Below are 22,938 nucleotides of genomic sequence, written 5' to 3' on the forward strand. Positions count from 1 at the left end.
TGGCCGCAATGCGCGGTCGCCCCCATCCTTTCGCCTTCTGCCTTGCCTTGCTGGCGAGCCTCGTCGCCGCGGCCACCCCGGTCGCGGCGCAATCGATCCTGCGTGATGCGGAAACCGAGCAGCTTCTGCTCGATATGGCCGCGCCGCTGATCGAGGCGAGCGAGCTTGAGCCCGGCAATGTCGAGCTGGTGCTGATCAACGACAATTCGATCAATGCCTTCGTTGCGGGCGGGCAGGTGATCTACGTCCACACCGGCCTCATCAATGCCGCCGAAACCGCTAACGAGGTGCAGGGCGTCCTCGCGCACGAGCTGGGCCATATCACCGCAGGTCACGTGGTGCGCTTCAACGAGCGGAGCAAGGCGGCGAACGGCATCTCGATCCTCTCGCTGTTGCTCGGTGTCGGCGCGGCGCTGGCCGGGGCGGGTGATGCCGGGATGGGGATCATTGCTGCCGGACAGCAGGCCGCGCTTGGCAGCTTCCTGTCGTTCAACCGCGATCAGGAGGCCTCCACCGATCTTGCCGGGGTGCGCTATCTTTCGGGCGCGGGGATTTCGGGCAAGGGGATGATCAAGTTCTTCGAGCGGCTGCGCGGCAATGAAATCCGCGCCGGTTACAGCCAGTCCGACGAATCCGCCTATGGCCGCACCCACCCGCTCACCGGCGACCGGATCCAGACCCTGCGCGGGTTGCTGGAGCAGGACCGGCACTGGGATACGGAACCCGATCCGGCGCTGCAGGACCGCTTCGTGCGCGCCAAGGCCAAGCTCTACGGCTATCTGGCCGAGCCGCATCGGACGATGAACGCATTTCCCGCGCGCGACACCAGCGTGCCCGCCCGCTATGCCCGCGCCTATGCCTATCACAAGGACGCACGCGTCGATCTCGCGCTGGCGGAGGCCGATGCACTGCTCGATCTTGAGCCCGACAATCCCTGGTTCCTGGAGCTGAAGGGGCAGGTGCTGCTCGAATCCGGGCGACCGAAGGACGCGCTGGGGCCGCTGCGCCGCGCGACCGAACTGACCCGCGCCCATCCGCTGATTGCCGGGATGCTCGGCCACGCCCTGATCGCGACCGAGGACCGCGCCAATTTTGCCGAGGCCGAACAGGTGCTGCGCGCGTCTGTGGGGCGGGATCGCTACAATCCCTTCGCGTGGTACCAGCTCGGCGTCGTTTACGAAGCACGCGGTGACATCCCGCGCGCGCGGCTGGCGAGCGCGGAGCAGCAGGTGATGAACCGGCTCTACCCGCAGGCGCTCGCCAATGCGCAGGCGGCCGAGGCGAACCTGCCCTATGGCTCGGCGGACTGGATCCGCGCGCAGGATGTTGCCCTTGAGGCGCGCGCCGAACTGGAACGCGTGCGCGACAGGCGCTAGGCAGACCTGCGAACCCTTAGCTGATCCACGGAACACACCGCCCATGTCCTCCGAAACGCCTGCCGATGCGCCGCGCACGCTGACCTCGACCTTGCTGACCGCGCTGCTGGCGCTGGTGTTCGGCTTTCTGGGTGCGGCGGTGTGGTCCTATTCGGGCCTTGCCGACAATCGCACCCGCAGCTTTCTGCTCGATAACCCCGATATGCTGCCGCAGATGGCGCAGGCCTATGAGGAGCAGGAAGCGGGCAAGCGGCTGGCGCAGATGGGCGACGCGGTGTTCGATCCCTTCCCCGGCGTCGTGCTCGGCAATCCGAACGGCAAGCGGGTGCTGGTCGAGTTCACCGACTATAATTGCCCCTATTGCGAGGCGAGCCTCAAGGACGTGAACCGGCTGGTGGCCGAGGACCCCGATCTCAAGGTCGTGATCCGCGAATGGCCGATTTTCGAAGGCAGCGACGTTGCCTCGCGCATGGCATTGGCGGCGGGATTGCAGGGCAAGTACCGCGCCTTCCACGACGCCATGTTCGCCACCAATGATGTGGCAGCAGCAGCCAAGGCGGCCGGTCTAGACATGGCGCGGGCCGAGCGGGATGCCGTCTCCGAGGCAGTCTCGACCGAGATCGCCCGCAACCTCGATCACGCCCGGGCATTGGGCTTCACCGGCACGCCTGCCTGGATCGCTGGCAAGAAACCCTTCGGCGGGGCGGTCGGTTACGAGAAGCTCAAGGCCGCACTCACGGCTGCCAGCGAGGCGGGTTGATGCGGGCCAGGTTGCTGGCGGGCATCCTGCTTCTAGCGGCGCCGCTTGCGGTCCGCGCGGACGAGCCGCAGCCCAAATTCGACTACGCGGCAGAGCGCGCCGCGATCGCGCGCTATCAGGATGCTGACCAGCGCTTGCAGGATGTGGGCTGGCAACTCGCCTCCGCCAACGCACCTTTCTGCCAGAAGGTCACGCCGTCGATTGGTCTGCAATTGCAAGACATGGCGAGTTACGGCGCCCCCGCCGTCGCCCGCGCAGTTTTGGGCCTGAAGCGCGATTTCGCAGTGCAGACCGCCGCGCGCGGATCGCCTGCCGCGCTGACGGGGGCGTTTACCCGCAACCGCGAGGTCATCGGTCTCGTCGCGCTTGATCCCAACAGCCTGCCAGCGGGCGGACGGTTTGACTGGCAGCGGCTGAAACAGGTTCATGACCACGCCGAAGACCTGCTCAAAGCAAGAGGCAACGTCACAATCACCTTCGCCGATGGCGATAAGGTGCTCGTGGAATCCGTCCCCGTCTGCGCCACCCGTTTCGAACTGATGGGTGACGGGGACAAGGCCGTTGCCGACGGGGAGCGGGTGGTGATCGGCATGGGCTTTCCCGCCTTCGCCTATCAGGAGGAGGCGGTCTTTGCCGGACTGGTCGCGCATGAGCTGGCGCATAATGTGCTGGGCCACGACGCATGGCTCGACCGCAACGGACGCAAGGGGAAGCATGTGCGGGTGATCGAGCGGGAGGCCGACCGGCTGATCCCCTGGTTGCTCGCCAATGCCGGTTATGATCCGGAGGCCGGCGTGACCTTCATGACCCGCTGGGGATCGCAGCACGATTCCGGTCTCAAATACCGGCGCAAACACGAAGGCTGGGACGAACGGGCCGAAGCGATTGCGGCCGAAGTGCGGCTGGTGCGAGAGCTGCTGGAACGCGAAGGCAAGGCCGATTGGGCGACGCACTTTCGCCGCGAGATCGACCCTGCTGGCGGGCTTGTGCGCGCGCCCCGGCGCTGATCCTTGCGCCGAGCCGTTGCGCGGCCACGGCGGCATGACCATTTTGCGGTGCGGTTTGCGACGAAATGAGCTAGACCGCTTCGTCTATGGCAGTGCTCCAGATCCAGGCGGCGCCGTTCTTCGCCAGCAAGAACCGGGCGTTCTGGAACCTCCAGCTGGCGGGTTGGGGCGCGGCGTTCCTGCTGCGCGCGGTGTCGGCACTGGCCAACCAGCAGCCGCTCGATCTGCTGGCGCTGATCCTCGTCACCACCATCACCGGCTTCTCGATCAGCCTGATCCTTTCGGTGATCTATCGCAAGCTCATCCACCAGCAGCCACTCATCACCTGGGGGCTGACCGCGCTGGTGCTGATGTTTGCGGTGCTGCTGCACGCCTCGATCGATGCCTGGGTGCAGGGGGTCTATTACGCGGGCAGCCGCGAGACGACCTTTGCGCAGCGCCTGATCGGCCTGCTCTACCTGCCGCTCACCCTGCTGGGCGGGTGGAGCGCGCTTTATTATGCGATCAATTTCTTCCTGACGGTGGAGGAGCAGGCTGACCGGCTGGAACGGCTGGAAGCGCAGGCGACAGCCGCACAGCTGGCAATGCTGCGTTACCAGCTTAACCCGCACTTCCTGTTCAACACGCTCAATTCGATCAGCACGCTGGTGCTGCTGAAGCAGACCGAGCCTGCCAATGCGATGCTGACCCGCCTTTCGGGCTTCCTGCGCCACACGCTGATCGCCGAGCCGGGCAGTCAGGTCTGCCTCGCGCAGGAGATCGAGACCTTGCAGCTCTATCTCGATATCGAACGGATGCGGTTTGAAGAACGTCTGCGCACCCATTTCGAGATCGAGGACGCCGCGCTCACGGCGCAGCTGCCCGCGATGCTGCTGCAACCGCTGGTCGAGAATGCGATCAAATACGCCGTCAGCACGCAGGAAGAAGGCGCGCGCATTGCGCTGACGGCCCGCGTGATTGGCGACCGGCTGCGCCTGACTGTCGAGGATACCGGGCCGGGCGTGGATGAGGGGCAGCGTTACCCCGCCGCGATTTCGGGCGATCCGGTGCCGGGCCGCCCGGTATCGACCGGCGTCGGCCTCGCCAATATCCGCAACCGTCTGGCGCAAGCCTATGGCGACAATCATCTGTTTGAAACGCGTTCGGAAGCTGGGGGCGGCTTCACCGTGCTGATCGAGATTCCCTTCACTCAGGCCGCAAGAGCCGAGGAGGCGGCAGCACCTGCCGCAGCAGCCGTCGGGACTGCTGCGGGCGGGAGCGACAACATCATCCCCCTCAACCCCCCCCATAAAACCATCGGAACCTCCGCATGACCATCAGAACCATTCTCGTCGACGACGAAAAACTCGCCATTCAGGGGCTGCAATTGCGGCTCGCGCCCTTCGAGGACGTCGAGATCATCGACACCTGCGCCAACGGCCGCGAGGCGATCCGCAAGATCAAGACCGAAAAGCCCGATCTCGTGTTTCTCGACATCCAGATGCCCGGCTTTGACGGCTTCAGCGTTGTGAAGGGCGTGATGGAGATCGAACCGCCGCTGTTCGTCTTCGTCACTGCCTACGAAGAACACGCGATCCGCGCCTTCGAGGCCAATGCGGTCAATTACCTCATGAAGCCGGTCGACGAACAGAAGCTCGCCGACACCATCGAACGCGTGCGCCAGCGTCTGGCCGAGAAGAAATCGGCCGAGGATGCCGAGCAGCTGCTCGACGTGCTCGCCGAAGTCGCGCCTGATCGCGCTGCCGACTTCGTCGAGACCACCACGCCCGCCGCAGAAAGCGCCGATCGCTTCGAAAAGCTCATCAACGTCAAGGACCGCGGCCAGATCTTCCGCGTCGAAGTCGACACGATCGAGCATATCGAGGCCGCGGGCGATTACATGATCATCTCCACCGGCGACAATTCGCTGGTGCTGCGCGAGACGATGAAGGACCTTGAGCGCCGCCTCGACCCGCGCAAGTTCCAGCGCGTCCACCGCTCGACGATCGTCAACCTTGATCTGGTCCGGCAGGTGAAGCCGCACACCAACGGCGAATGCTTCTTGGTGCTGGAAAGCGGCGCGGAGGTGAAGGTTTCGCGCAGCTACAGGGATGTGGTCGCAAGGTTCGTACACTAATGGCCACCCCGCCCCGGGCTTGACCCGGGGCGGGGTAAGTCTCTCGACTAAGTTCAGGTCTAGAGGCTAGGGTGATGGCATGACCTTCACCCTCCCCGGCTTCGACCTCGCCACATTCATCCGCGAAACGCTGGCCGAAGACCTTGGCGCGGGCCTTCCCGGCGGCGGGCGCGATGTCACCAGTGAGAGCGTGATCCCTGCCGATGCGCGCTTCACCGGCGTGATGGACAGCCGCGATGCCATCGTTGTCGCGGGCCTGCCGCTGGCCGAAGCCTTCTTCCGCCACCTCGACCCGGATTGCACCCTCGAAACGCTGGTGCATGATGGCGACAAGGTGCCTGCCGGAACCGACCTGATGCGCATCGAGGGCCGCGCCCGCGCGTTGCTGACCGCCGAACGCAGCGCGCTCAATATCGTCCAGCATCTCTCGGGCATCGCCACCATGACGCAGGCCTATGTCACGGCGATGCGGGGGCCGGGCGGCAACCCGGCCTGCACCTTGCTCGACACCCGCAAGACCATTCCCGGCCTGCGCTTCCTTGAGAAATACGCCACCCGCCAGGGCGGCGCGCAGAACCACCGGATGGGGCTGTGGGATGCCGCGATGATCAAGGACAACCACGTCGCGGTCGCCGGATCGGTCGGCGAGGCGGTGCGGCGCGCGCGCGATGCAGGCGTCACGCGCATCATCTGCGAGGTTGACCGCCTCGACCAGATCGAACCGGCGCTTGCCGCAGGCGCGCATCACCTGCTGCTCGACAATATGGACCCCGCCACCCTTGCCGAGGCCGTGGTCATGGTCGCAGGTCGGGTGCCGACCGAGGCGAGCGGGGGTGTGAACCTCGGCACCATCGCCGCCAAGGCCGCGAGCGGGGTGGACTACATCTCGGTCGGCCGCCTCACGCAGAGCGCACCCGCCGCTGACATCGGGCTGGATTTCAAGCCGCTATGATCCCGCTTTCGCGGCGGCGTCCGGCGAGTATTGGCCTGTTCGCCGCGCTCTTCTTCGTCTCCGCGCTGGTGCCCTATGTCGCACGGATGCTCGATATCGCCGATGGATTGGCGATGCTCCAGCGGATGTATCCCGCCATCGGCTGGACGCGCGATGCATTGATAGTGTGGCACAGCGCATGGCTTTCGATCGCGCTGATCCCGATTGCGATGGTGTGGCTGTCAGCCATCAGCTTCGCCCGCTGGCTGGTGACCCTGATGGCGGGCATCAAGCTTTTGACCATCGTCGCAGTGGCAGCGGACAGCCCCGACCAGCTAATCCTGATCGCGCCGGAGCAATGGGCGGCGTTGCTGCTGGGCACAGCGGCCGTCGCGCTGCTGTTCACCCCCGCGAGCAACCGCTGGTTCGCGCACAGGGGAGAGGATGATCCTGCGCTCTTCGAATAGACAACCGCGTTCAGCATGTTAGCTTTGGCAGAATAGCAACAGGGGACACAGCAATGCGGCCGCCATCGATCGTCAAGTTCGACCAGCTTTACCTCGCCATCATCGTGACCGGGGTGATCGGTTTCGCGGTCAACTGGGAGAGCGCAATGGCCCAGCTCGAAGTGAATCCGGGCTTGAATGATTTCGGATGGGATGGCGCCGGGGTGCTGATCGGTATGTACGCCTTCAGCATCGCGATCTCGTTGCTGCTGTGGTTCTTCGTCTCGCGCCGGGCGAGCAATGTCGCGCGCTGGATTCTGACCGTTTTAACAGGTTACGGATTGGTCAGCCTGCCCTTCACACTCTTCCTTGTTCCCCTGCCCGTGCCGTCGCTGATCGTCGCGGTTGTCTCAGCCGCCCTGCAGATCGCGGTGCTGTGGTTCCTATTCCGCCCCGATGCCGCTGCGTGGTTCAAGCACGGCCCGCGCGGCATGGATGCCGACGTCTTTGAGTAAAGTCTGGCGACTTGCTGCGCTGGCGCTCGCGCTTCCGGGCGTCGCCCACGCGCAGGCCTATCAATGCCGTGCGCCGCAGGTGGCGAGCGTGCCGAAGATCAGCCCAGACGGCCCGCGCCGCACGATGGCGGTGACCGGCTACACCCTCGCACTCAGCTGGAGCCCCGAGTTCTGCAAGTCCCGCGCCGAGGATCGATCCCACGCCTTCCAGTGTTCGGGCAAGAGCGGCAGCTTCGGCTTGGTCGTCCACGGGTTATGGCCCGAAGGTGCCAGGAGCTGGCCGCAATGGTGCGAGGCGAAGAATGCGCTCACACCCGCCGACGTGCGCGGCGCGATGTGCCTGATGCCCTCCGAGCGGCTGGTCGCGCGCCAATGGGCCAAGCACGGCAGCTGCATGGTCAAACGCCCTGCGAATTACCTCAAGGTGATCGGCATCCTGCGATCGGGCCTGCGCTTTCCCGATTATGACCGCGTCAGCCGCGAAGAGGGCCTCACCGCAGGCCGCATCCGCGCCGCCTTTGCCGATGCCAACCCCGCCTGGCCGGAAAGCGCCATCGGGGTAAAGCTCAACGCGCGCGGGTGGCTTGAGGAAATTCGGCTATGCTATTCCAAACGCTTCCGCCCCGTGCGCTGCACGGCGTCGCGATGGGGCGCAAAGGACACCGCCCCGGCGAAGATCTGGCGGGGCATGTAATCGCTTCACACGGACAGGAGTCGCAGCTTCATGAATGCCTCAAGGAATATCTGGTCCCTCACGCTCGGGATCCTGTTTCTGCTGATCGTGGTGGTTGGCGGCGGGCTTGGATCATGTGCCGCCTATAACTCGATGCGCGTCTGGAATGCCGAGACCGCGGGCGAGGCCGAGCTCGCCCAGGCGCGCCAGAACCGCCAGATCGCGACGCTGGAGGCCGAAGCCAAGCTCGAAAGCGCCAAACTGCTCGCCCAGGCCGAGGTCGAGCGCGCCAAGGGTGTGGCTGAAGCCAATCGCATCGTCGCCAACGGGCTGGGCGGGCCGGAAGGCTATTTGCGGTATCTCTATATCGAGAACCTGTCCCAATCGCAGGGCAAGATCATCTATGTGCCGACCGAAGCGGGGCTGCCGATCCTCGAAGCGGGTAAACGCGGCGACGACGGGCAGTAGCGGCGGGCATTCCTGCATGCGGTAGGGCAGGTCTCGGGCGTTTGCCGCACCGGAGGAGATGGACGGTTTGGGTGGGCGCGGTTCCCACCGGTCGGCAAATGGAGCGACTGTCAACTTGCCAGTCGGGGGCCTGCAAATATCACCTGGCAAAGCGCCGGCGGCCATTCGGACGCCGGCGCTTTGGTCTCAATTCTTTGCTGCTCAGTCCTACCGTCGGCGGACCAGATTGAGGACCGCCAGCAGAATGACCGAGCCAAGCAGCGAAACAGCAATCGCGCTCAGGCGTAAATGGCTACGGCCATACGCCAAGGGGCGGCGCTCAATTGGTGACCTTGTCCACTGCGTCCTCGGCCGCATCGCCGACCCGCTCCGCAGCATTGCCCACCTTTTGAGCGGCTTCGCCAACGGCAGCATCTTTCGCCGCTTCGGAATCGCTCATCTGCGAGAACACAAACAGCGCCGCCGCGGCGAGCAGAACCAATACAAGCAAACCGATCCACTTGGTGCCGCCCCCAGAGTTCTGCTGCTCGGTGACGATTGTGGTCGTTGAATGGGTGTTGCCATCAGGTGTGCGCGTTTCAGTGATGCGTTCTTCGGTCATAGCGTTTTCCTAGTTGGTAAGACGCAATCATCCACGCGCAGGCGTTGGCCGTAACGCAACATCACTTGTTAGGAATCGAACCAGATAAATGAAGCCATCGGGCAGCCATTGGACGGCGCATCGGATCTCGCAAGGCAAGGGCGACAGCATCTGCGGCGAGGGCCTGCTGGTAGTTTCGGGGTCGATAGTCTGACGGTAGCTATTCGCCACAAGCCTGCAAAACCCGCCCCTCACCGCCGCTCGCGGAAGAAGCCTTTGAGCAGTTCGGCCGCCTCCGCCTCGCCGATGCCGGAATAGACCTCGGGGCGGTGGAGGGCCTGCGGCCGCTCGAACACCCGCGCGCCGTGCTCGACCGCGCCGCCTTTGGGATCGCTTGCGGCGTAGTATAGGCGCGCGATGCGGGCATGGGCGATGGCGCCGGCGCACATCGCGCAAGGTTCCAGCGTGACCCACAGCTCGCAGCCGGTCAGACGTTCGTCACCCAGCGCTTGCGCGGCGCGGCGAATCGCGAGGATTTCGGCGTGTGCGGTGGGATCATGATCTGCGCGCGGCGAGTTGTGCGCCTCGGCAATTACCGCCCCATCCTTGACGATCACCGCGCCGATCGGCACTTCGCCCATATCCGCCGCCGCCTGTGCTGCCGCGAGGGCGCGTTGCATCGGCAGAGGGAGCGGCCAGTGGGTCATCCGCCTGCGGCTAGCCGGGGTGGGCCGGGCGCGCAACTTGCTTGACGATTCGGCCCTGCCCCGTTATGCGCGCCGCTTTCCCTGTCCGGGCCTGTGCTCGGACCCGATTTTTCACGAGAAGAGACACACCATGTCGCGCATCTGCGAACTGACCGGCAAGGGCCGCATGACCGGCCACAATGTCAGCCACGCCAACAACAAGACCAAGCGCGTGTTTCTGCCCAACCTGCAGAACGTGACGCTGATGAGCGAGAAGCTGGAGCGTAGCTTCAAGTTCCGCGTTTCGACCCACGGCCTGCGCTCGGTGGAGCACAATGGCGGGCTCGATAACTGGCTGCTCAAGACCAGCGACGAAAAGCTTTCGGCCAGCGCGCTGAAGGTGAAGCGCGAGCTGGTGAAGGCGCAAGCCGCAGCCTGATTTTCGCCGCCCCCCGGGGCCGAAGCGAATCGATCAAGCGTCCGGAGTTTCCGGGCGCTTTTTCGTTTGCGGGGTGTCCGGGGCGGGGCTGGCTGTCTGACCGTCCCACATAAACCGCACCAGAATGCTGCGCTGGAACAGCGAGAAGTTGTCGTCGGCGATCACCCACACCGCACCGCGCGCCGGGTCTGCCGCTGACGGCACATAGGCCATGCCTTCGAAATTGTCGGCAAAGACCCCCGCTTCGAGCCGCTGGATCACCTGCGCGCGCCAGTCGCGCCCTGCGCGGATGGTGCGTGGATCGGCAATGGCAATTGCGGTGTCGAACCGCGCGGGCAGCGCATATTCGACCCGGCGCAGCAGGATCAGCACGCGCCCGTCGGGCAATTGCGCCGCATCGACCGGATCATAACTATCCGGGCTGACGAAGTGGAAGGCGAGCGGCTTGGCCCCTGCAACCGGATCGTCAGCGTACAGCAGCGCCTGGTGCGCGTTCGCGTCAACGCTGCCTGTCCCTTCCTCAATCACGAGGAAGCGCCCGTCGGCGAGCCGCTCCATCGTCTCCGGCCCGCTGTTCATGCTCCACTGCGCCATGTCCGGCGGCGCGGTGATTCGGCGTGTGCCATCGCGGGCGAAGCGGATGATCAGATTGTCATACTCGAACCCCGCCCACAGTGTCCCCGTTGCCGGATCGCGGGCGAGGGATTCGAGATCGATGACCTCCTCGCGCCCCTGGTCGCTGATGCCGACAAAGCGGAAACTACCGGGAAGGGCGCGCGGCGCTTCGCCCGAAATGTCGAGATCGAGCAGGAAGCCGCGGTCGCTCCCTGCGAGGAGGCCGCCCTCGCCATTCGCCGCCAGCGCGGAAAAGCCGCCGAACCAGCCATGCTCCGCGGTAAGCTCCCAGGCGCCGGTGAGTTCAAGCTCGCCAGCCACGCCCGTGCGCGCCGCGAGCGGCGTCACGGTGACAACTGCTGCCTCGCCGCGCGTCCGGACCGGAGCCCGCACGAAGGTGCCGGGGGCAAGCCCGATCACCACCACAGCAAGAAGCAGGAAGCGCAGCATCCGCGCACGCCCATTGGGCCTCGCGCGGGGGCGGTCAATCGCCATGAATGCGTAAGTCAGACGAGGCCGAGCAGGCGGCGCGTCGCGATCTCGGGCGTGGCATAGGCCTCCTGCCGCTCCGCGCTCCAATAGCGCAGTTCGGGCAGGGGAATGGCTTCACCAGTGACGGCGCACAGCACGTGGCTTCCCGGGCGCAGCACGCGGAAGCTGGAGGGGCCGTAGTAGAGCTTGGCGGCCTTGTCGGAAGGGGTCATCAGCATGGCAAGTCCCTTAGCACCGAGCGGCTAACCGAACAAATCATCTTGGGTGGAGGGCCGCGACGTCCGGGGCGCGGGCTTGCGCGGAGCAGGCGCGGGAGGCGTGCCGGCCGGAACCGCGTCCAGCGAGCCATCGCGGAATTGCAGCGTGAGCGCGCTCTCACCCGCCGCTTCGGCGCGGGTGGTCAGCGCCTTGCCCGCCGCATCGCGAATGATCGCATAGCCGCGCTCCAAGGGCTTTTCGGGGTGGAGCTGGCTCATCACGCGGGTCAGCGCGGCGAGACGGTCCGTGCCGGATCGCAGCGGGCGTTCGACCAGTGCGGGGCTGAGGCGCGCGCGGTCGAGCCGCCGTGCCGCCTCCGCTGCCGATCGCGACAGCAGGCTGGGCGAAAGCCGCGCGGCCACGCCAGCGAGCCGTTCGCGCCCCTTGGCGGAACGGTCACCCAGGGCACGCCGCAGCCGCTCGGACAGGTCGTCGAGCCGCTGGGCTTGCGGTTGCAGCAGATTTTCCGGGCGGGGCAGCATCCGGGCGCGCGCCGCCAGCCGTTCGCGCCCCAGTTCGACCGGGCGATACACCGTGCGGCGCTGGCGAGTGCCGAGATCGGCGAGGGTCAAAGCGAGGTCGGCGCGCACCGGCACGGCCATTTCGGCAGCGGCGGTGGGGGTGGGCGCGCGGCGGTCGGCGGCATAGTCGGCTAGCGTCGTGTCAGTTTCGTGCCCCACGGCGCTGATCACCGGGATCGAGCATTCGGCGATGGCGCGCACCACCGCCTCTTCGTTGAAGCTCCACAGATCCTCGATCGATCCGCCCCCGCGGGCGACGATCACCACATCGGGGCGCGGCACTGGCCCGCCGGCTTCAATCGCGCTGAACCCGCGCACCGCAGCGGCGACCTGCTCCGCCGCACCCTGCCCCTGTACCAGCACCGGCCAGACGACGACATGGGTCGGGAAACGATCCGCGAGGCGGTGCAGGATGTCGCGGATCACCGCGCCGGTGGGCGAGGTAACGACGCCGATTACCTGCGGCAGAAACGGCAGGCGGCGCTTGCGGGCGGTGTCGAACAATCCCTCCGCCGCGAGCCGCGCGCGGGTCTTCTCCAGCAGCGCCAGCAGCGCGCCTTCGCCCGCCAGCTCCAGCGAATCGATCACGATCTGGTATTTGGAGCGCCCCGGATAGGTGGTGAGCTTGCCGGTCGCGATCACCTCCAGCCCGTCCTCGGCGCGGAAGTTCAGGCGTTGGGCATTGCCCTTCCACATCACCCCGTCGATCACCGCGCCTTCGTCTTTCAAGGCGCAGTAGAAGTGGCCCGAGGCCGCCCGCTTTACCCCCGAAAGCTCTCCGCGCAGCCGCACGAAGCCGAAGCGATCCTCCACCGTGCGCTTCAGCAGGGCGGATATCTCGCTGATCGAGAGGGGCTGCGCATTGTCGCCCTGCCGCTCCCGCGCTACCAGCCCGGCATCGTCAATGTCATCGGGCGGAGTGGCCATGAATATCCTGCTTCTGGGGTCTGGGGGCCGCGAACATGCGCTGGCATGGAAGCTGGCGCAATCCCCGAGCCTTACCAAACTCTACGCCGCCCCCGGAAATCCCGGCATTGCCGAGGAGGCCGAGATCGTGCCGCTCGATGCGACCGACCACGGCGCGGTGATCGCCTTTTGTGCCGAGCGCGCCATTGACCTTGTCGTGATAGGGCCGGAAGCGCCGCTGGTCGACGGTCTTTCTGACTCGCTTCGCGCTGCAGGTGTGCCGGTGTTCGGCCCGTCGCAGGCCGCAGCCCAGCTCGAAGGCTCTAAAGGCTTTACCAAAGACCTGTGCGCCCGCGCTGGCATTCCCACCGCAGGCTATGTCCGCACCAGCAGCCTTGAGGATGCCCGCGCCGCGCTCGCCCGCTTCCAGCCGCCCTATGTGCTCAAGGCCGATGGGCTGGCGGCGGGCAAGGGCGTGGTAATCGCCGAAACCCTGCCCGAAGCCGAAGATGCACTTGCCGATATGTTCGGCGGCGGGTTCGGGACGGCCGGCGCGGAAGTGGTGATCGAGGAATTCATGGTCGGCGAGGAAGCGAGCTTCTTCGCGCTCACCGATGGCACCGCAATCCTCCCCTTCGGCTCGGCGCAGGATCACAAGCGGGTGGGCGATGGCGATGTGGGGCCGAACACCGGCGGCATGGGCGCTTATTCCCCCGCTCCGGTGCTGACGCCTGAATTGCAGGCGCGCGTCATGGCCGAGATTATCGAGCCCACCGTGCGCACCATGCGCGAGGAGGGCAATCCCTATCAGGGTGTGCTGTTCGCCGGGCTGATGCTGACGGCGCAGGGCCCCAAGCTGATCGAATACAACGCCCGTTTCGGCGATCCCGAATGTCAGGTGCTGATGATGCGGCTTGCCTGCGATCTTGTGCCGATCTTGGATGCCTGCGCGCATGGCATAAAGCGCATCAAGCCAGTGTTCAGCGACGAAACCGCGCTCACCGTGGTGATGGCGGCCAAGGGCTACCCCGGCACGCCCGAGAAAGGCGGCGCGATTGCGCTGGGCAACGCAGAGGCGAACGGCGCCAAGGTGTTCCATGCCGGAACCGCGCTGAAGGATGGCGCGCTGGTCGCCAGCGGGGGGCGGGTTCTGGCCGTCACCGCGACGGGCGTAAATGTCACCGAAGCCCAGGCTCGCGCCTACCAAGCGGTCGACGCGGTGAGCTTCCCGAGCGGCTTCTTCCGCCGCGATATAGGCTGGCGCGAAGTGGCGCGGGAACGCGGATGATCAGGCTGGGCGATCACCCAACGATCACCGAGGCCGACCTCCCGGTCGCGAAGGATTTCGACACCTTCCACCCGTTCATCAAGGGCGTCTTCAGCCAATGGCACCCGACGCCGTTTGCGCTTGATGGCTCTAATTTCACTTGCGTCGAACAATATATGATGGCGGCAAAGGCCATGTTGTTTGCTGACCCAGAGACCGCATCCAAAATCATGGAGAGCGATGATCCGGCGATGCACAAGCGGCTTGGAGCAATGGTGCAAGGGTTCGACGAAGCGATCTGGCATCGATGGCGCATGCAAATCGTCTACACGGCCAACCACGCAAAGTTCGTCCAGAATCCCGGAGCACTCCGGCAGCTTCGCAATACCACGCCCGGAATGCTGGTCGAAGCCAACCCGCGCGACTGGAACTGGGGCAACGGGTTACAGATCGACGATCCGCGCAATCACGATCCGGCGTCGTGGCGGGGCACGAATTACCTCGGGCGAATACTGACGTTGATTCGCGAGAGGCTGTCGCGATCAGAAATTTGACCACGATCAAGGACAGGGCGGCGGAAAGGGCGCATAGAGGCAGTATGACACAGCACCCTTTTCGCGCCCTCGCCCTGATCGCCGCGCCTCTGTTGGCGCTGACCGCCTGTCAGACGCCGGGGAGCGAGAACCCGCCGCTGATGGTGGGCAAATCCACCTCGCCCTCGCCCGATACCCGCGCGCCGGCATTCGTCGAGGCGGCTTGCGGGGGGTGCCATGCGGTCGAGCCGCCGTTCCTCTCGCCCAACCCGGCATCGCCCAGCTTCGCGTCGATCGCCAACCGGCGGGGCCTGTCGGAAAAGTCGCTCGCTGACTGGCTGGCGGAGGCGCACAATTATCCCGAGGACATGGACTTCACGCTCACCCGTCCGCAGATCGACCAGATCGCGGCCTATATGGTGACGCTGCGCCAAGCCGGATACGTGCCTGACGAGTGACGCGCTGCTGCGCGGAACGGTGTCACGGCAAGTGCGGTGGGGGTGCTAGCTGACGCTAGACCGCTGCCAGGCCGGCCTTGACCCCCTCCAGACCTCCCCAGATCCTTACCCCGGTGCAATGTTTCACGTGAAACATCGCCCCAACGGGGGCAAGCTTACAGCTTCTCAGCCATCAGCGCCTGCATATCGGCTTCGGGACGCGGGCCGTAATGCGCGATGACTTCGGAGGCGGCGATCGCCCCGCGGCGGAGGCACTGCGCCAGCGGCTCGTCCTTGACGTAGCCCGACAGGAAGCCGGCGGCGAACTGGTCACCTGCGCCGGTGGAGTCGATCACCTTGGCGACCGGCTCTGCGGCCACTTCGGCACGCTCGCCATGGGCAATCGCGACCGCGCCCTTTTCCGAACGCGTGGCGACCAGCACCGGCACCTTGCCCGCAACCGCGGCAAGGCCTGCTTCGAAATCGTCTTCACCCGTCAGCGTGGCGAGTTCGCTTTCGTTGACGAACAGGATGTCGATGATGCCTTCCTCGATCATGGCCCGGAAATCATCGCCGTGACGTGCGATCACGAAGCTTTCGGAGGCGGTGAAGGCGATCTTGCGGCCTGCATCACGCGCCACTTCGATGGCGCGGCGCATGGCGCGGCGAGGCTCTTCCGGGTCCCACAGATAGCCTTCGAGATAGAGGATCGCGCCGCTGGCGATCAGCTCTTCGTCCAGCGCGGCGGCGGGCAGGAACTGCCCTGCGCCGAGGAAGGTGTTCATCGTCCGCTCGCCATCGGGGGTGACGAAGATCAGCACGCGGCCGGTGGCAGGTTCGCCGTCACGCGCCGGGGTGTCGAAATCGATGCCGGTGGCGCGCATGTCGTGGCGGAACACCTTGCCGAGCTGGTCGTCGGCGACCTGCCCGATGAAAGCGCATTGCAGGCCGAGCGTGGCAAGGCCCGCAAGAGTGTTGGCCGCCGAACCGCCGGAGATTTCGCGCGCCGGAGGCATCGCTTCATAAAGCTCGTCGGCCCGTGCCTCGTCGATCAGGGTCATCCCGCCGCGATTGAGCTCAAGCTCCTCGATAAGCTCTTCCTCGCAGGAGGCAATCACATCGACCACGGCGTTGCCGATGGCGATCACGTCGTAACGGGGCGGGGTGTTTTCGGGCACGGAGGGTTCCTTGGTCAGCGTCTGCGCGCCGCCTAGCCGCCTTCGTCGCTCGCGCCAAGCCATCTGTGTGCGGCGCAGCATCGCCGCGTTGACTTCGCGCGCCTGCCACCGCATCGCGGACGTGCCATGTCCGCCGTTCCCGCCGCCATCATGAAAGCCTTGGGCCAGTTGGGCGACCGTGCGGTTGCCGCAGTGCTGGTCAAAAGCATCGCGTTGACGCTGGTGGTGTTCGCAGGGCTGGGCGTGGGGCTCTATTTCGCGCTGGTCGAGGTCAGCGCGCGGTTTGCCGTCGACGCCGCCTGGGCGGGGGTCGCGGCGGTGCTGCTGGTGCCGCTGGCGATGTGGTTCCTGTTCCGCGTGGTGGCGCTGGCGGTGCTACAGTTCTTCGCCGACGAGATCGTCGCTGCGGTCGAGGCGCGGCACTATCCCGCGCTGGCGGACTGCGCACAGCCGCTGCCGCTGCACCGCGAAGTAGCGGTGGCGACGAGGGGCCTGATGCGGGTGCTCGGCTACAACTTGCTGGCGCTGCCGTTGGCGGGAGTTCTGGTTTTCACCGGGATCGGCCCGGCGGTGGTGTTCCTCGGCGTGAACGCGGTGCTGCTGGGGCGTGAGTTCACCGACATGGCATGGCTGCGCCATTGTGCGGGGGACGAGCGCGGCAATCCCGTGCCCCGGGCCGAGCGGGCGCTGCTCGGCGCAGCGGTGGCGGGGATGATGCTGGTGCCCTTCGTCAACTTGCTCGCCCCGGTGATCGGCGCGGCGGCCGGGGCGCATCTGGTGCTGCGGCGGATCGCGGCGGGAGAGGCTGAGGCATGATCCGCAGCCTTGCTCTGGTCGCCGGAATGGCAGTTGCGCTCGCCGGCTGTGCTGGCGGGGCCGCCCCCGCGCCCGTGCGTCCGGTTACCAGCGCTGCCGCACCGCGCAGCAGCAGCGTCGTGCGGCCACAGGTCATGTCCCCGGCCGGGCTCGACGGCGTGATCGGCTCGCCCGCCGCTGCGATCACCCGGCGGTTCGGCACCCCGCGCATCGACCTGGCCGAGGGTGACGCGCGCAAGCTGCAATTCGCTGGGGAAAGCTGCGTGCTCGATATCTACCTTTACCCCGTCTCCGCCGCAGCGGCCGAGCCGACCGCCACGCACGTCGTGGCCCGCTTGCGACAGGGCGGCGCGGCGACCGATCCGGGCACCTGCCTGCGCGAGGTCGAGCGGCGGTAACCTGGCCTTAAGCCTGTTCGTGCCATATCCCCCCGCCAGACCTCAGGGGAATGATCTCGCATGACCACGCAATTCTTCGACATCGCGCAGCGCGCTGCGGCAGATGGGCACATTACCGCTGACGAACTGCTGGCGCTCCGCCGCGAAGGATGGGGCGACGGGATCATCACCCGCGCCGAGGCCGAAGCGCTGTTCGCGATCAATAATGCACTCAGGGAGCGTAGCCCCGAATGGTGCGACTTCTTCGTCGAGGCGATCGGCGAGTTCGTTCTCAACGGCACCCCGCCGCGCCTGCAATGCTCGCTCGAGGAAGCCGAATGGCTGATCGGCCAGATCGACCATGACGGCGTGGTTGAGAGCATGGTCGAGCTTGAGGCGATGGTACGCATCCTCGACCGTGCCGAGAATACGCCTGAGCGGCTCAAGGATTACGTGCTGGGCGTGGTCGAACGCGAGGTGCTGACCGGCAATGGCCCGACGCGTTGCGGCGGCCAGCTCAGTGCGACACATATCAGTGCCGCTGAATGCCGCATCATCCGCCGCGTGATCTTCGCCAGCGGTGGCCACGGTCCCGCCGCCGTCACGCGCCACGATGCCGAGATGTTGTTCCGCCTCAAGGACGCGACCCTCGCTGAGGAAAATGCCGCCGAATGGGACGATCTGTTCATCGACGGGGTGGCAAACTTCCTCAAGGGCTTCGCCCTGCCCAACGCGCAGGTCAGCCACGAGCGCAAGCTTGAGCTGGAGGCCTTCATTGCCGACAATCAGGCCAATGTCGGCCGCTTCATGGGACGCGTCGCCCGCGAGATGCCGCATGTTTTGAACCACTTCGGCAAGGCGTTCGGCAAGAAGGCCCCGCCGGGCCCGGATTACGAAGCGATTGCTGCCGAAGGCGAAAAGGTCACCACTTACGAGAGCGAATGGCTCGAGAATATGATCAATGCCGACGGCGAGGTCGACGAGCTGGAAAGCCGTTTGATCGCACGGATTGCGGCGGAGGCTTCAGCGCCTTAGCGCTTAAGGGCTGAAAATCCGGACCGCGCCAGCGCCCGCCAGCGGCGCTGCCGGTGACCGTAGAACGCTCGCGCAAAGGCGACAATCAGCGGGGTGAGCAGCCCGGCCTCGATTGCCACCTTGTCGGTGTAATGCGTTGTACCGCCTTCGCCCGGAACAATTGCAATACAATGATCCCAGCGCCGGATCAGTGGGCCGTAACCATTGTCGCGGATGAAGCGTGTCTCACCATCTTGGGCAGGGTGACTGATGACAACGGCCTGCCATCCGATCGGCACAATCCCGAATAGCCACATCCACGCCCGGTATTCGCCCGGCATCCAGATCTCGGGGAACGGCCTGCCGCCTTGCGGGGTAAAGCGGATGAGCGGTGCCGCGACATGCATCAGCAGCGCCGAAGTCTGAACCTGCTCCCAGGCTTCGTCAGGGGTGCAAGCTAGCGTGGTCGAGAGCGTCACAACCGTCGCCATGTCTCACACCATGAAACTCTCGCCGCAGCCACAGGCGCCCTTGGCGTTGGGGTTCTCGAACACGAAGCCGGCGGTGAAATCGTCCTCGCGCCAGTCCATGACGCTGCCGATCAGATAGAGCACGCTTGCCCCATCGATGTAGAACACGCCGCCCGGCGTCACGATCTTCTCGTCGAACTTCGCCTCGGCGGTGACGTAATCGACCGAATAGGCGAGGCCCGAACAGCCGCGGCGCGGGGTCGAGAGCTTGACGCCGATTGCGTCAGCAGGAGCCTTGCCCATCAGCTCGGCAATCCGCGCCTCGGCGCCGGGCGTAAGGATCACCGCGGCCTTGGGTGCGGGGCGAGTGGTTGTGGTCGTGTCGGTCATGTCAGCCTCTTCTGCCAGAACAGCGCGTGGCCGGTGGCGGGATCGAGTTGGTAATCGCCATAGCCGCAGGCTTCGTAGAGATGCCGCGCCGGATTGCCGCTCAGCACTTCCAATGTGACCTTGCAGGCGCCGCGCTTCAAGGCCTCGGCCTCGACTGCTGCAAGAAGCGCCCTGCCGATTCCCGCACCGCGATGGCTTTGGAGAACAGCGAGATCGTGGATATTGACGAGCGGCGCTGCAGCGAAGGTGGAATAGCCGACGAAGCAATTTGCAAGGCCGACGGCTTCGTCATCGAGCCGCGCCAGCAGCGAAAAGGCGTGCGGATTCGCCGCCAGATCGCCGGTCAGCCGCGCTTTCACAGCATCCGAAAGCGGCGTGCCGCCCCCCATCGGATCGCGTGCATAGCCATCGAGCAGCGCTACCACGTCCGCCGCATCGCGAGCGTCGGCGCAGTCGGCGAGGCCGATGGCGAGGGTGGCCGTGTCGTTCACAGCATCCCCAGTTCGAGCCGCGCCTCGTCGCTCATCTTGTGCGGGCCCCAGGGCGGATCCCAGATGAGGTTCACCTCGGCATCGCGAATCCCCGGCACGCTGGCAACGCGCAGCTCGACCTCGCCCGGCATGGACTCGGCGACCGGGCAGTGCGGCGTGGTCAGCGTCATGGTGACGGTGGCGTCGCGGTTGTCGTCCACCTCCACACCGTAGATCAGGCCGAGGTCGTAGATGTTGACCGGGATCTCGGGATCGAAAATCTCGCGCAACGCTGCAATGACGTCGGCCTGCAGGTCGCTGCCTTCTCCGCCGACGCTATCGGCGCCGGGCTTGGCGGCGAGGAAGCCGTCGAGATAGTCGCGGGTGCGGGGCGTGTCGTTATCGACAGCGTCCTCGACACGCGCACGCGGCGGCTTGCTCGTGGTTGCATCCGGGTGGTCGGTTGAGCTGTCCATCGCTCTCATCCTCTTCCAAAAATCTTGCGGGTGCGGGCGATCCCGGCGAGCAGCGCGTCAACATCGGCCTCTGTCGAATAGAGCCCGAAGCTGGCGCGCGCGGTGGCGGGGACGCCGAGGTAATCCATCAGGGGCTGGGCGCAGTGGTGCCCGGCGCGGATCGCGACGTTCGCTTCATCTAGGATCGTGCCGAGATCGTGCGGGTGAATGTCGTCCATCGCGAAGCTGACGATGCCCGCGCTATCGGCAGGGCCGAACAAGGTGACGTCGTTCATCGCGCCAAGCTCTCGGCGCAGACGGGCGACCAGCGCCTGTTCGTGCGCGTGAATGCGATCAGGGCCGATGGCAGCCACGTAGTCGACGGCCGCGCCAAAGGCGATGGCTTCGGTGATCGCGGGCGTCCCGGCCTCGAACCGCTGCGGGCCGGAGGCATAGGTGGTGCGTTCGAAGGTCACGCGGTCGATCATCGCCCCGCCGCCCTGATAAGGAGGCATATCGGCGAGGAGTTCCTTGCGCGCCCACAGCGCACCGATCCCGGTCGGGCCGTAGAGCTTGTGCGCGGAGAAGACGTAGAAATCGCAAGCCAAGGCCGTGACGTCCACGCCCATGTGCGGCGCGCTCTGGCACCCGTCGAGCAGAAGTTTCGCGCCGACCTTGTGCGCCATCGCGGCGGCGCGCGGGGCATCGAGCAGGCTTCCGACCACGTTGGAGACATGGCCCAAGGCGACCAGCTTGTGCCGCTCGGTCAGCATCGCCTCGGCGGCGTCGAGATCGATCTGGTGGTCTGACGTCAGCGGGCAGACGTCGATCACCGCGCCGGTCTCCTGCGCCACCATCTGCCACGGCACGATGTTGGAGTGATGCTCGAGCTGCGAGAGCAGGATGCGGTCGCCAGCCTTGAGGTTTGTGCGGCCCCAGGTCTGCGCCACAAGGTTGATCGCCTCGGTCGCGCCGCGGGTGAAGATAAGCTCGTCCTCGTGCCCGCCGATGAAATGCGCGACGGTGCGCCGTGCCGCCTCGTAGGCGAGCGTCATCTCGGCCGAGCGGGCATAGACGCCGCGGTGGACAGTCGCGTAATCCTCGCCCATCGCAAGGGCCATGGCGTCAATCACCGCACGCGGCTTCTGCGCGGTGGCGGCGGTGTCGAGGTAGTGCCAGGCCTTGCCGTCATGGGTTACCATGCCGGGGAAATCGGCCCGCAGGTCGGTGAGCGTGGCGAAGGTGGCGGGGGCGTTCACAGCTTCGCTCCCTCCAGCGCGGCGAGTGCGGCATCGAGCAGCGTCTCGCGCTCGGCCTCATCCTCCAACGCCACAAAGGCGTCGCCGATGAAAGCCTGCACCAGCAGGCGCTGCGCGGCGGCCGGATCGACCCCGCGCGCCATCATGTAGAAGCGCGCAGCTTCATCCAGCGCGCCGACCGTCGCGCCATGAGCGCATTTGACGTCATCGGCGAAGATTTCGAGCTGCGGGACAGCATTGGCGCTGGCCCCGGCTTCGAGCAGCAGGCCCTTGAAGTCCTGCGCGGCGTCAGTCTTCTGCGCATGGCGCGCGACCTTGATCTCGCCGAGGAAATTGCCTGTCGCTCCCGCCCAGTGAACCGCGCGGATCGTCTGGTTGCTGGTCGCCTCGGGTTCCGCATGGACGACCTGCGTGATGAATTCGCGGGTGACGCCCGCCCCGCCAATGGTGACACCGCCGAATTCGAAATGCGCACCCTTGGCGAGCCGCACTTCCACTTCGACGCGGGTGTAATCATCGCCCGCATTGGTCACGAACAGCTCGGCGCGGGCGCCTTCGCCAATGTGTAGACGGATGCGGTGCAGTTCAGGCGCGGCCGAGCCGACCACCATCGCGTGCCGCCGCACCTCGCCGGGGGCAAGCGCGATCTCTTTCCACTGATCGAGCGCCGCCACGCCAAGCCGCGCCACACCGTCCATATCGGCATAGCGCCACGCTTCATCGCGGCGGGTGGGGAGGGTGGCTGTTGTCACGCCATCACCGAATCATAGCCCTCGGCCTCCAGCCGCAGGGCGAGTTCTGGCCCGCCGGTCTCGACGATGCGGCCACCGGCGAGAATGCTCACCTTGTCGGGGGCCACGACGTCGAGCAGGCGCTGATAATGGGTGATCAGCAGCACGGCCTTGTCTGCCTTACGCATGATCGAATTGATGCCCGCGCCCACGATCCGCAGCGCATCGATATCGAGGCCGGAATCCGTCTCGTCCAGCACTGCGAAGGAAGGGTCGAGAATGCCCATCTGCACCATCTCGGCGCGCTTCTTCTCGCCGCCGGAAAAGCCGACATTGACCTGCCGCTTGAGCATTTCCATGTCCATCTTGAGCAGCCCGGCCTTGTCCTTGGCGAGTTTCAGGAACTCGCCGCCCGACAGCGGCTCTTCCCCGCGCGCCTTGCGCTGCGAATTCAGCGCTTCACGCAGGAATTGCACGTTCGAGACGCCGGGAATTTCGACCGGATACTGGAAGCCGAGGAACAGCCCAGCCGCCGCGCGTTCATGCGGGTCGAGCGCAAGCAGATCCTCGCCCTTGAAGGTCACGCTGCCCGCGGTCACTTCGTAGCCGGGCTTGCCGCCAAGCACGTTGGAAAGCGTCGATTTGCCCGCACCGTTGGGCCCCATGATCGCGTGGATCTCGCCCGCCTGAATGGTCAGGCTGAGGCCCTTGAGGATCGCCTTGTCGGCGACAGTCGCGTGGAGGTTGTCGAT

At 65.9% G+C, this 22,938-nt stretch carries 30 protein-coding genes; 17 read left to right on the top strand and 13 right to left on the bottom strand.

The window, feature by feature from the left end; genetic code table 11:
• The first annotated feature begins 8 nt into the window (after positions 1-8).
• The 10 genes from KVF90_RS03330 (at position 9) to KVF90_RS03375 (ending at position 8,292) form a co-directional block, all read left to right on the top strand.
• Positions 9-1,376: a M48 family metalloprotease gene (locus tag KVF90_RS03330; protein ID WP_264393431.1), complete on the top strand. Its 1,368-nt coding sequence runs from the start codon at positions 9-11 to the stop codon at positions 1,374-1,376.
• Between the two features lie 43 nt (positions 1,377-1,419).
• A complete protein-coding gene (locus KVF90_RS03335; RefSeq protein WP_264393432.1) occupies positions 1,420-2,136 on the top strand; it encodes a DsbA family protein in 717 nt (238 codons plus the stop codon).
• The gene (locus KVF90_RS03340; RefSeq protein WP_264393433.1) at positions 2,136-3,143 is read left to right on the top strand and encodes a hypothetical protein; all 1,008 of its coding nucleotides are present in this window, start codon (positions 2,136-2,138) and stop codon (positions 3,141-3,143) included. Before KVF90_RS03335 ends, KVF90_RS03340 begins: the two co-directional genes overlap by 1 nt.
• A gap of 86 nt (positions 3,144-3,229) precedes the next feature.
• Complete coding sequence (locus tag KVF90_RS03345) at positions 3,230-4,456, top strand: sensor histidine kinase (RefSeq protein ID WP_264393434.1); 1,227 nt, start codon at positions 3,230-3,232, stop codon at positions 4,454-4,456.
• Entirely contained in the window at positions 4,453-5,259 is an 807-nt protein-coding gene (locus tag KVF90_RS03350; protein ID WP_264393435.1) for a LytR/AlgR family response regulator transcription factor, read from the top strand. Before KVF90_RS03345 ends, KVF90_RS03350 begins: the two co-directional genes overlap by 4 nt.
• Positions 5,260-5,338: 79 nt before the next feature.
• Positions 5,339-6,211 carry a carboxylating nicotinate-nucleotide diphosphorylase gene (gene nadC, locus KVF90_RS03355; RefSeq protein WP_264393437.1) on the top strand — a complete coding sequence of 291 codons (873 nt, stop codon included), beginning with the start codon at positions 5,339-5,341 and terminating at the stop codon, positions 6,209-6,211.
• Positions 6,208-6,657, top strand: a complete 450-nt coding sequence (locus KVF90_RS03360) for a hypothetical protein (protein WP_264393438.1) — start codon at positions 6,208-6,210, stop codon at positions 6,655-6,657. Before nadC ends, KVF90_RS03360 begins: the two co-directional genes overlap by 4 nt.
• A 53-nt stretch (positions 6,658-6,710) precedes the next feature.
• Positions 6,711-7,151 carry a hypothetical protein gene (locus tag KVF90_RS03365; RefSeq protein WP_264393439.1) on the top strand — a complete coding sequence of 147 codons (441 nt, stop codon included), beginning with the start codon at positions 6,711-6,713 and terminating at the stop codon, positions 7,149-7,151.
• Complete coding sequence (locus tag KVF90_RS03370) at positions 7,144-7,845, top strand: ribonuclease T2 family protein (protein WP_319641051.1); 702 nt, start codon at positions 7,144-7,146, stop codon at positions 7,843-7,845. Before KVF90_RS03365 ends, KVF90_RS03370 begins: the two co-directional genes overlap by 8 nt.
• A 30-nt stretch (positions 7,846-7,875) precedes the next feature.
• Complete coding sequence (locus tag KVF90_RS03375; protein WP_264393442.1) at positions 7,876-8,292, top strand: membrane protease subunit; 417 nt, start codon at positions 7,876-7,878, stop codon at positions 8,290-8,292.
• A 319-nt stretch (positions 8,293-8,611) separates the two neighbouring features.
• Here KVF90_RS03375 and KVF90_RS03380 read toward each other — a convergent pair whose 3' ends face one another.
• Together KVF90_RS03380 and KVF90_RS03385 are read right to left on the bottom strand one after the other, a co-directional pair.
• Positions 8,612-8,893, bottom strand: coding sequence for a hypothetical protein (locus KVF90_RS03380; protein WP_264393443.1), 282 nt, complete (start codon positions 8,891-8,893; stop codon positions 8,612-8,614).
• Positions 8,894-9,123: 230 nt separating this feature from the next.
• Positions 9,124-9,579: a nucleoside deaminase gene (locus KVF90_RS03385; protein ID WP_264393444.1), complete on the bottom strand. Its 456-nt coding sequence runs from the start codon at positions 9,577-9,579 to the stop codon at positions 9,124-9,126.
• Between the two features lie 130 nt (positions 9,580-9,709).
• On the opposite strand from KVF90_RS03385, the gene rpmB reads away from it, so the two are divergent.
• Positions 9,710-9,997, top strand: coding sequence for a 50S ribosomal protein L28 (gene rpmB / locus KVF90_RS03390; RefSeq protein ID WP_264393446.1), 288 nt, complete (start codon positions 9,710-9,712; stop codon positions 9,995-9,997).
• 33 nt (positions 9,998-10,030) lie between these two features.
• Here rpmB and KVF90_RS03395 read toward each other — a convergent pair whose 3' ends face one another.
• Genes KVF90_RS03395 through xseA form a run of 3 tightly spaced genes read right to left on the bottom strand, consistent with a single transcriptional unit; the run spans position 10,031 to position 12,810 of the window.
• Positions 10,031-11,062 (bottom strand): esterase-like activity of phytase family protein, encoded by a 1,032-nt coding sequence (locus tag KVF90_RS03395; RefSeq protein ID WP_264393447.1) that lies wholly within the window; start codon positions 11,060-11,062, stop codon positions 10,031-10,033.
• A 56-nt stretch (positions 11,063-11,118) separates the two neighbouring features.
• The gene (locus KVF90_RS03400; RefSeq protein ID WP_264393449.1) at positions 11,119-11,322 is read right to left on the bottom strand and encodes a DUF2093 domain-containing protein; all 204 of its coding nucleotides are present in this window, start codon (positions 11,320-11,322) and stop codon (positions 11,119-11,121) included.
• A gap of 24 nt (positions 11,323-11,346) precedes the next feature.
• Positions 11,347-12,810 carry an exodeoxyribonuclease VII large subunit gene (gene xseA, locus KVF90_RS03405; protein WP_264393451.1) on the bottom strand — a complete coding sequence of 488 codons (1,464 nt, stop codon included), beginning with the start codon at positions 12,808-12,810 and terminating at the stop codon, positions 11,347-11,349.
• On the opposite strand from xseA, the gene purD reads away from it, so the two are divergent.
• Genes purD through KVF90_RS03420 form a run of 3 tightly spaced genes read left to right on the top strand, consistent with a single transcriptional unit; the run spans position 12,809 to position 15,047 of the window.
• Positions 12,809-14,077: a phosphoribosylamine--glycine ligase gene (gene purD, locus KVF90_RS03410; protein WP_264393453.1), complete on the top strand. Its 1,269-nt coding sequence runs from the start codon at positions 12,809-12,811 to the stop codon at positions 14,075-14,077. The two genes, xseA and purD, sit on opposite strands and share 2 nt — an antisense overlap.
• Positions 14,074-14,610, top strand: a complete 537-nt coding sequence (locus tag KVF90_RS03415; protein WP_264393454.1) for an NADAR family protein — start codon at positions 14,074-14,076, stop codon at positions 14,608-14,610. Before purD ends, KVF90_RS03415 begins: the two co-directional genes overlap by 4 nt.
• A gap of 44 nt (positions 14,611-14,654) precedes the next feature.
• Positions 14,655-15,047 carry a cytochrome c gene (locus tag KVF90_RS03420; RefSeq protein WP_264393455.1) on the top strand — a complete coding sequence of 131 codons (393 nt, stop codon included), beginning with the start codon at positions 14,655-14,657 and terminating at the stop codon, positions 15,045-15,047.
• Positions 15,048-15,202: 155 nt separating this feature from the next.
• Here the strand turns inward: KVF90_RS03420 and KVF90_RS03425 are convergent, their stop codons facing one another.
• Positions 15,203-16,318, bottom strand: a complete 1,116-nt coding sequence (locus KVF90_RS03425) for an adenosine kinase (RefSeq protein WP_264393456.1) — start codon at positions 16,316-16,318, stop codon at positions 15,203-15,205.
• A gap of 12 nt (positions 16,319-16,330) precedes the next feature.
• Here KVF90_RS03425 and KVF90_RS03430 point away from each other — a divergent pair, with 12 nt between their 5' ends.
• From KVF90_RS03430 to KVF90_RS03440, 3 genes are read left to right on the top strand one after another with little or no spacing between them, the layout of a single operon-like run.
• Positions 16,331-17,020 carry an EI24 domain-containing protein gene (locus tag KVF90_RS03430; RefSeq protein ID WP_264393457.1) on the top strand — a complete coding sequence of 230 codons (690 nt, stop codon included), beginning with the start codon at positions 16,331-16,333 and terminating at the stop codon, positions 17,018-17,020.
• A complete protein-coding gene (locus tag KVF90_RS03435) occupies positions 17,017-17,418 on the top strand; it encodes a hypothetical protein (RefSeq protein WP_264393458.1) in 402 nt (133 codons plus the stop codon). Before KVF90_RS03430 ends, KVF90_RS03435 begins: the two co-directional genes overlap by 4 nt.
• Positions 17,419-17,478: 60 nt before the next feature.
• On the top strand, positions 17,479-18,432 hold the full coding sequence (locus KVF90_RS03440) for a hypothetical protein (protein WP_264393459.1): 954 nt from the start codon (positions 17,479-17,481) through the stop codon (positions 18,430-18,432).
• Here the strand turns inward: KVF90_RS03440 and KVF90_RS03445 are convergent.
• From KVF90_RS03445 to sufC, 7 genes are read right to left on the bottom strand one after another with little or no spacing between them, the layout of a single operon-like run.
• Positions 18,429-18,902, bottom strand: coding sequence for a hypothetical protein (locus KVF90_RS03445; RefSeq protein WP_264393460.1), 474 nt, complete (start codon positions 18,900-18,902; stop codon positions 18,429-18,431). The genes KVF90_RS03440 and KVF90_RS03445 overlap by 4 nt on opposite strands.
• Positions 18,903-18,905: 3 nt before the next feature.
• The gene (locus KVF90_RS03450; RefSeq protein WP_264393461.1) at positions 18,906-19,271 is read right to left on the bottom strand and encodes a HesB/IscA family protein; all 366 of its coding nucleotides are present in this window, start codon (positions 19,269-19,271) and stop codon (positions 18,906-18,908) included.
• Positions 19,268-19,762, bottom strand: coding sequence for a GNAT family N-acetyltransferase (locus tag KVF90_RS03455; protein WP_264393462.1), 495 nt, complete (start codon positions 19,760-19,762; stop codon positions 19,268-19,270). The genes KVF90_RS03450 and KVF90_RS03455 overlap by 4 nt, the downstream gene beginning before the upstream one ends.
• On the bottom strand, positions 19,759-20,217 hold the full coding sequence (locus KVF90_RS03460) for an SUF system Fe-S cluster assembly protein (protein ID WP_264393463.1): 459 nt from the start codon (positions 20,215-20,217) through the stop codon (positions 19,759-19,761). The genes KVF90_RS03455 and KVF90_RS03460 overlap by 4 nt, the downstream gene beginning before the upstream one ends.
• Positions 20,218-20,222: 5 nt before the next feature.
• Positions 20,223-21,398, bottom strand: coding sequence for a cysteine desulfurase (locus KVF90_RS03465; RefSeq protein ID WP_413677038.1), 1,176 nt, complete (start codon positions 21,396-21,398; stop codon positions 20,223-20,225).
• Positions 21,399-21,451: 53 nt separating this feature from the next.
• A complete protein-coding gene (locus KVF90_RS03470) occupies positions 21,452-22,207 on the bottom strand; it encodes a SufD family Fe-S cluster assembly protein (RefSeq protein WP_264393465.1) in 756 nt (251 codons plus the stop codon).
• Complete coding sequence (sufC, locus tag KVF90_RS03475) at positions 22,204-22,938, bottom strand: Fe-S cluster assembly ATPase SufC (RefSeq protein ID WP_413677039.1); 735 nt, start codon at positions 22,936-22,938, stop codon at positions 22,204-22,206. The genes KVF90_RS03470 and sufC overlap by 4 nt, the downstream gene beginning before the upstream one ends.

Origin of the sequence: Porphyrobacter sp. ULC335, from assembly GCF_025917005.1 — a bacterium.
Lineage (GTDB): Bacteria > Pseudomonadota > Alphaproteobacteria > Sphingomonadales > Sphingomonadaceae > Erythrobacter.

Bases quoted from the DNA above. Each gene is read 5' to 3' on its own strand.
- KVF90_RS03400 (WP_264393449.1), bottom strand. From the start codon at position 11,322: ATGCTGATGACCCCTTCCGACAAGGCCGCCAAGCTCTACTACGGCCCC.
- KVF90_RS03365 (WP_264393439.1), top strand. From the start codon at position 6,711: ATGCGGCCGCCATCGATCGTCAAGTTCGACCAGCTTTACCTCGCCATC.
- KVF90_RS03395 (WP_264393447.1), bottom strand. From the start codon at position 11,062: ATGCTGCGCTTCCTGCTTCTTGCTGTGGTGGTGATCGGGCTTGCCCCC.
- KVF90_RS03380 (WP_264393443.1), bottom strand. From the start codon at position 8,893: ATGACCGAAGAACGCATCACTGAAACGCGCACACCTGATGGCAACACC.
- KVF90_RS03345 (WP_264393434.1), top strand. From the start codon at position 3,230: ATGGCAGTGCTCCAGATCCAGGCGGCGCCGTTCTTCGCCAGCAAGAAC.
- KVF90_RS03460 (WP_264393463.1), bottom strand. From the start codon at position 20,217: ATGGACAGCTCAACCGACCACCCGGATGCAACCACGAGCAAGCCGCCG.
- KVF90_RS03415 (WP_264393454.1), top strand. From the start codon at position 14,074: ATGATCAGGCTGGGCGATCACCCAACGATCACCGAGGCCGACCTCCCG.
- KVF90_RS03335 (WP_264393432.1), top strand. From the start codon at position 1,420: ATGTCCTCCGAAACGCCTGCCGATGCGCCGCGCACGCTGACCTCGACC.
- nadC (WP_264393437.1), top strand. From the start codon at position 5,339: ATGACCTTCACCCTCCCCGGCTTCGACCTCGCCACATTCATCCGCGAA.
- KVF90_RS03425 (WP_264393456.1), bottom strand. From the start codon at position 16,318: ATGCGGTGGCAGGCGCGCGAAGTCAACGCGGCGATGCTGCGCCGCACA.
- KVF90_RS03420 (WP_264393455.1), top strand. From the start codon at position 14,655: ATGACACAGCACCCTTTTCGCGCCCTCGCCCTGATCGCCGCGCCTCTG.
- KVF90_RS03360 (WP_264393438.1), top strand. From the start codon at position 6,208: ATGATCCCGCTTTCGCGGCGGCGTCCGGCGAGTATTGGCCTGTTCGCC.
- KVF90_RS03375 (WP_264393442.1), top strand. From the start codon at position 7,876: ATGAATGCCTCAAGGAATATCTGGTCCCTCACGCTCGGGATCCTGTTT.
- KVF90_RS03445 (WP_264393460.1), bottom strand. From the start codon at position 18,902: ATGGCGACGGTTGTGACGCTCTCGACCACGCTAGCTTGCACCCCTGAC.
- KVF90_RS03350 (WP_264393435.1), top strand. From the start codon at position 4,453: ATGACCATCAGAACCATTCTCGTCGACGACGAAAAACTCGCCATTCAG.
- KVF90_RS03440 (WP_264393459.1), top strand. From the start codon at position 17,479: ATGACCACGCAATTCTTCGACATCGCGCAGCGCGCTGCGGCAGATGGG.
- KVF90_RS03465 (WP_413677038.1), bottom strand. From the start codon at position 21,398: ATGGTAACCCATGACGGCAAGGCCTGGCACTACCTCGACACCGCCGCC.
- rpmB (WP_264393446.1), top strand. From the start codon at position 9,710: ATGTCGCGCATCTGCGAACTGACCGGCAAGGGCCGCATGACCGGCCAC.
- KVF90_RS03340 (WP_264393433.1), top strand. From the start codon at position 2,136: ATGCGGGCCAGGTTGCTGGCGGGCATCCTGCTTCTAGCGGCGCCGCTT.
- KVF90_RS03435 (WP_264393458.1), top strand. From the start codon at position 17,017: ATGATCCGCAGCCTTGCTCTGGTCGCCGGAATGGCAGTTGCGCTCGCC.
- KVF90_RS03430 (WP_264393457.1), top strand. From the start codon at position 16,331: ATGTCCGCCGTTCCCGCCGCCATCATGAAAGCCTTGGGCCAGTTGGGC.
- purD (WP_264393453.1), top strand. From the start codon at position 12,809: ATGAATATCCTGCTTCTGGGGTCTGGGGGCCGCGAACATGCGCTGGCA.
- xseA (WP_264393451.1), bottom strand. From the start codon at position 12,810: ATGGCCACTCCGCCCGATGACATTGACGATGCCGGGCTGGTAGCGCGG.
- KVF90_RS03450 (WP_264393461.1), bottom strand. From the start codon at position 19,271: ATGACCGACACGACCACAACCACTCGCCCCGCACCCAAGGCCGCGGTG.
- KVF90_RS03330 (WP_264393431.1), top strand. From the start codon at position 9: ATGCGCGGTCGCCCCCATCCTTTCGCCTTCTGCCTTGCCTTGCTGGCG.
- KVF90_RS03385 (WP_264393444.1), bottom strand. From the start codon at position 9,579: ATGACCCACTGGCCGCTCCCTCTGCCGATGCAACGCGCCCTCGCGGCA.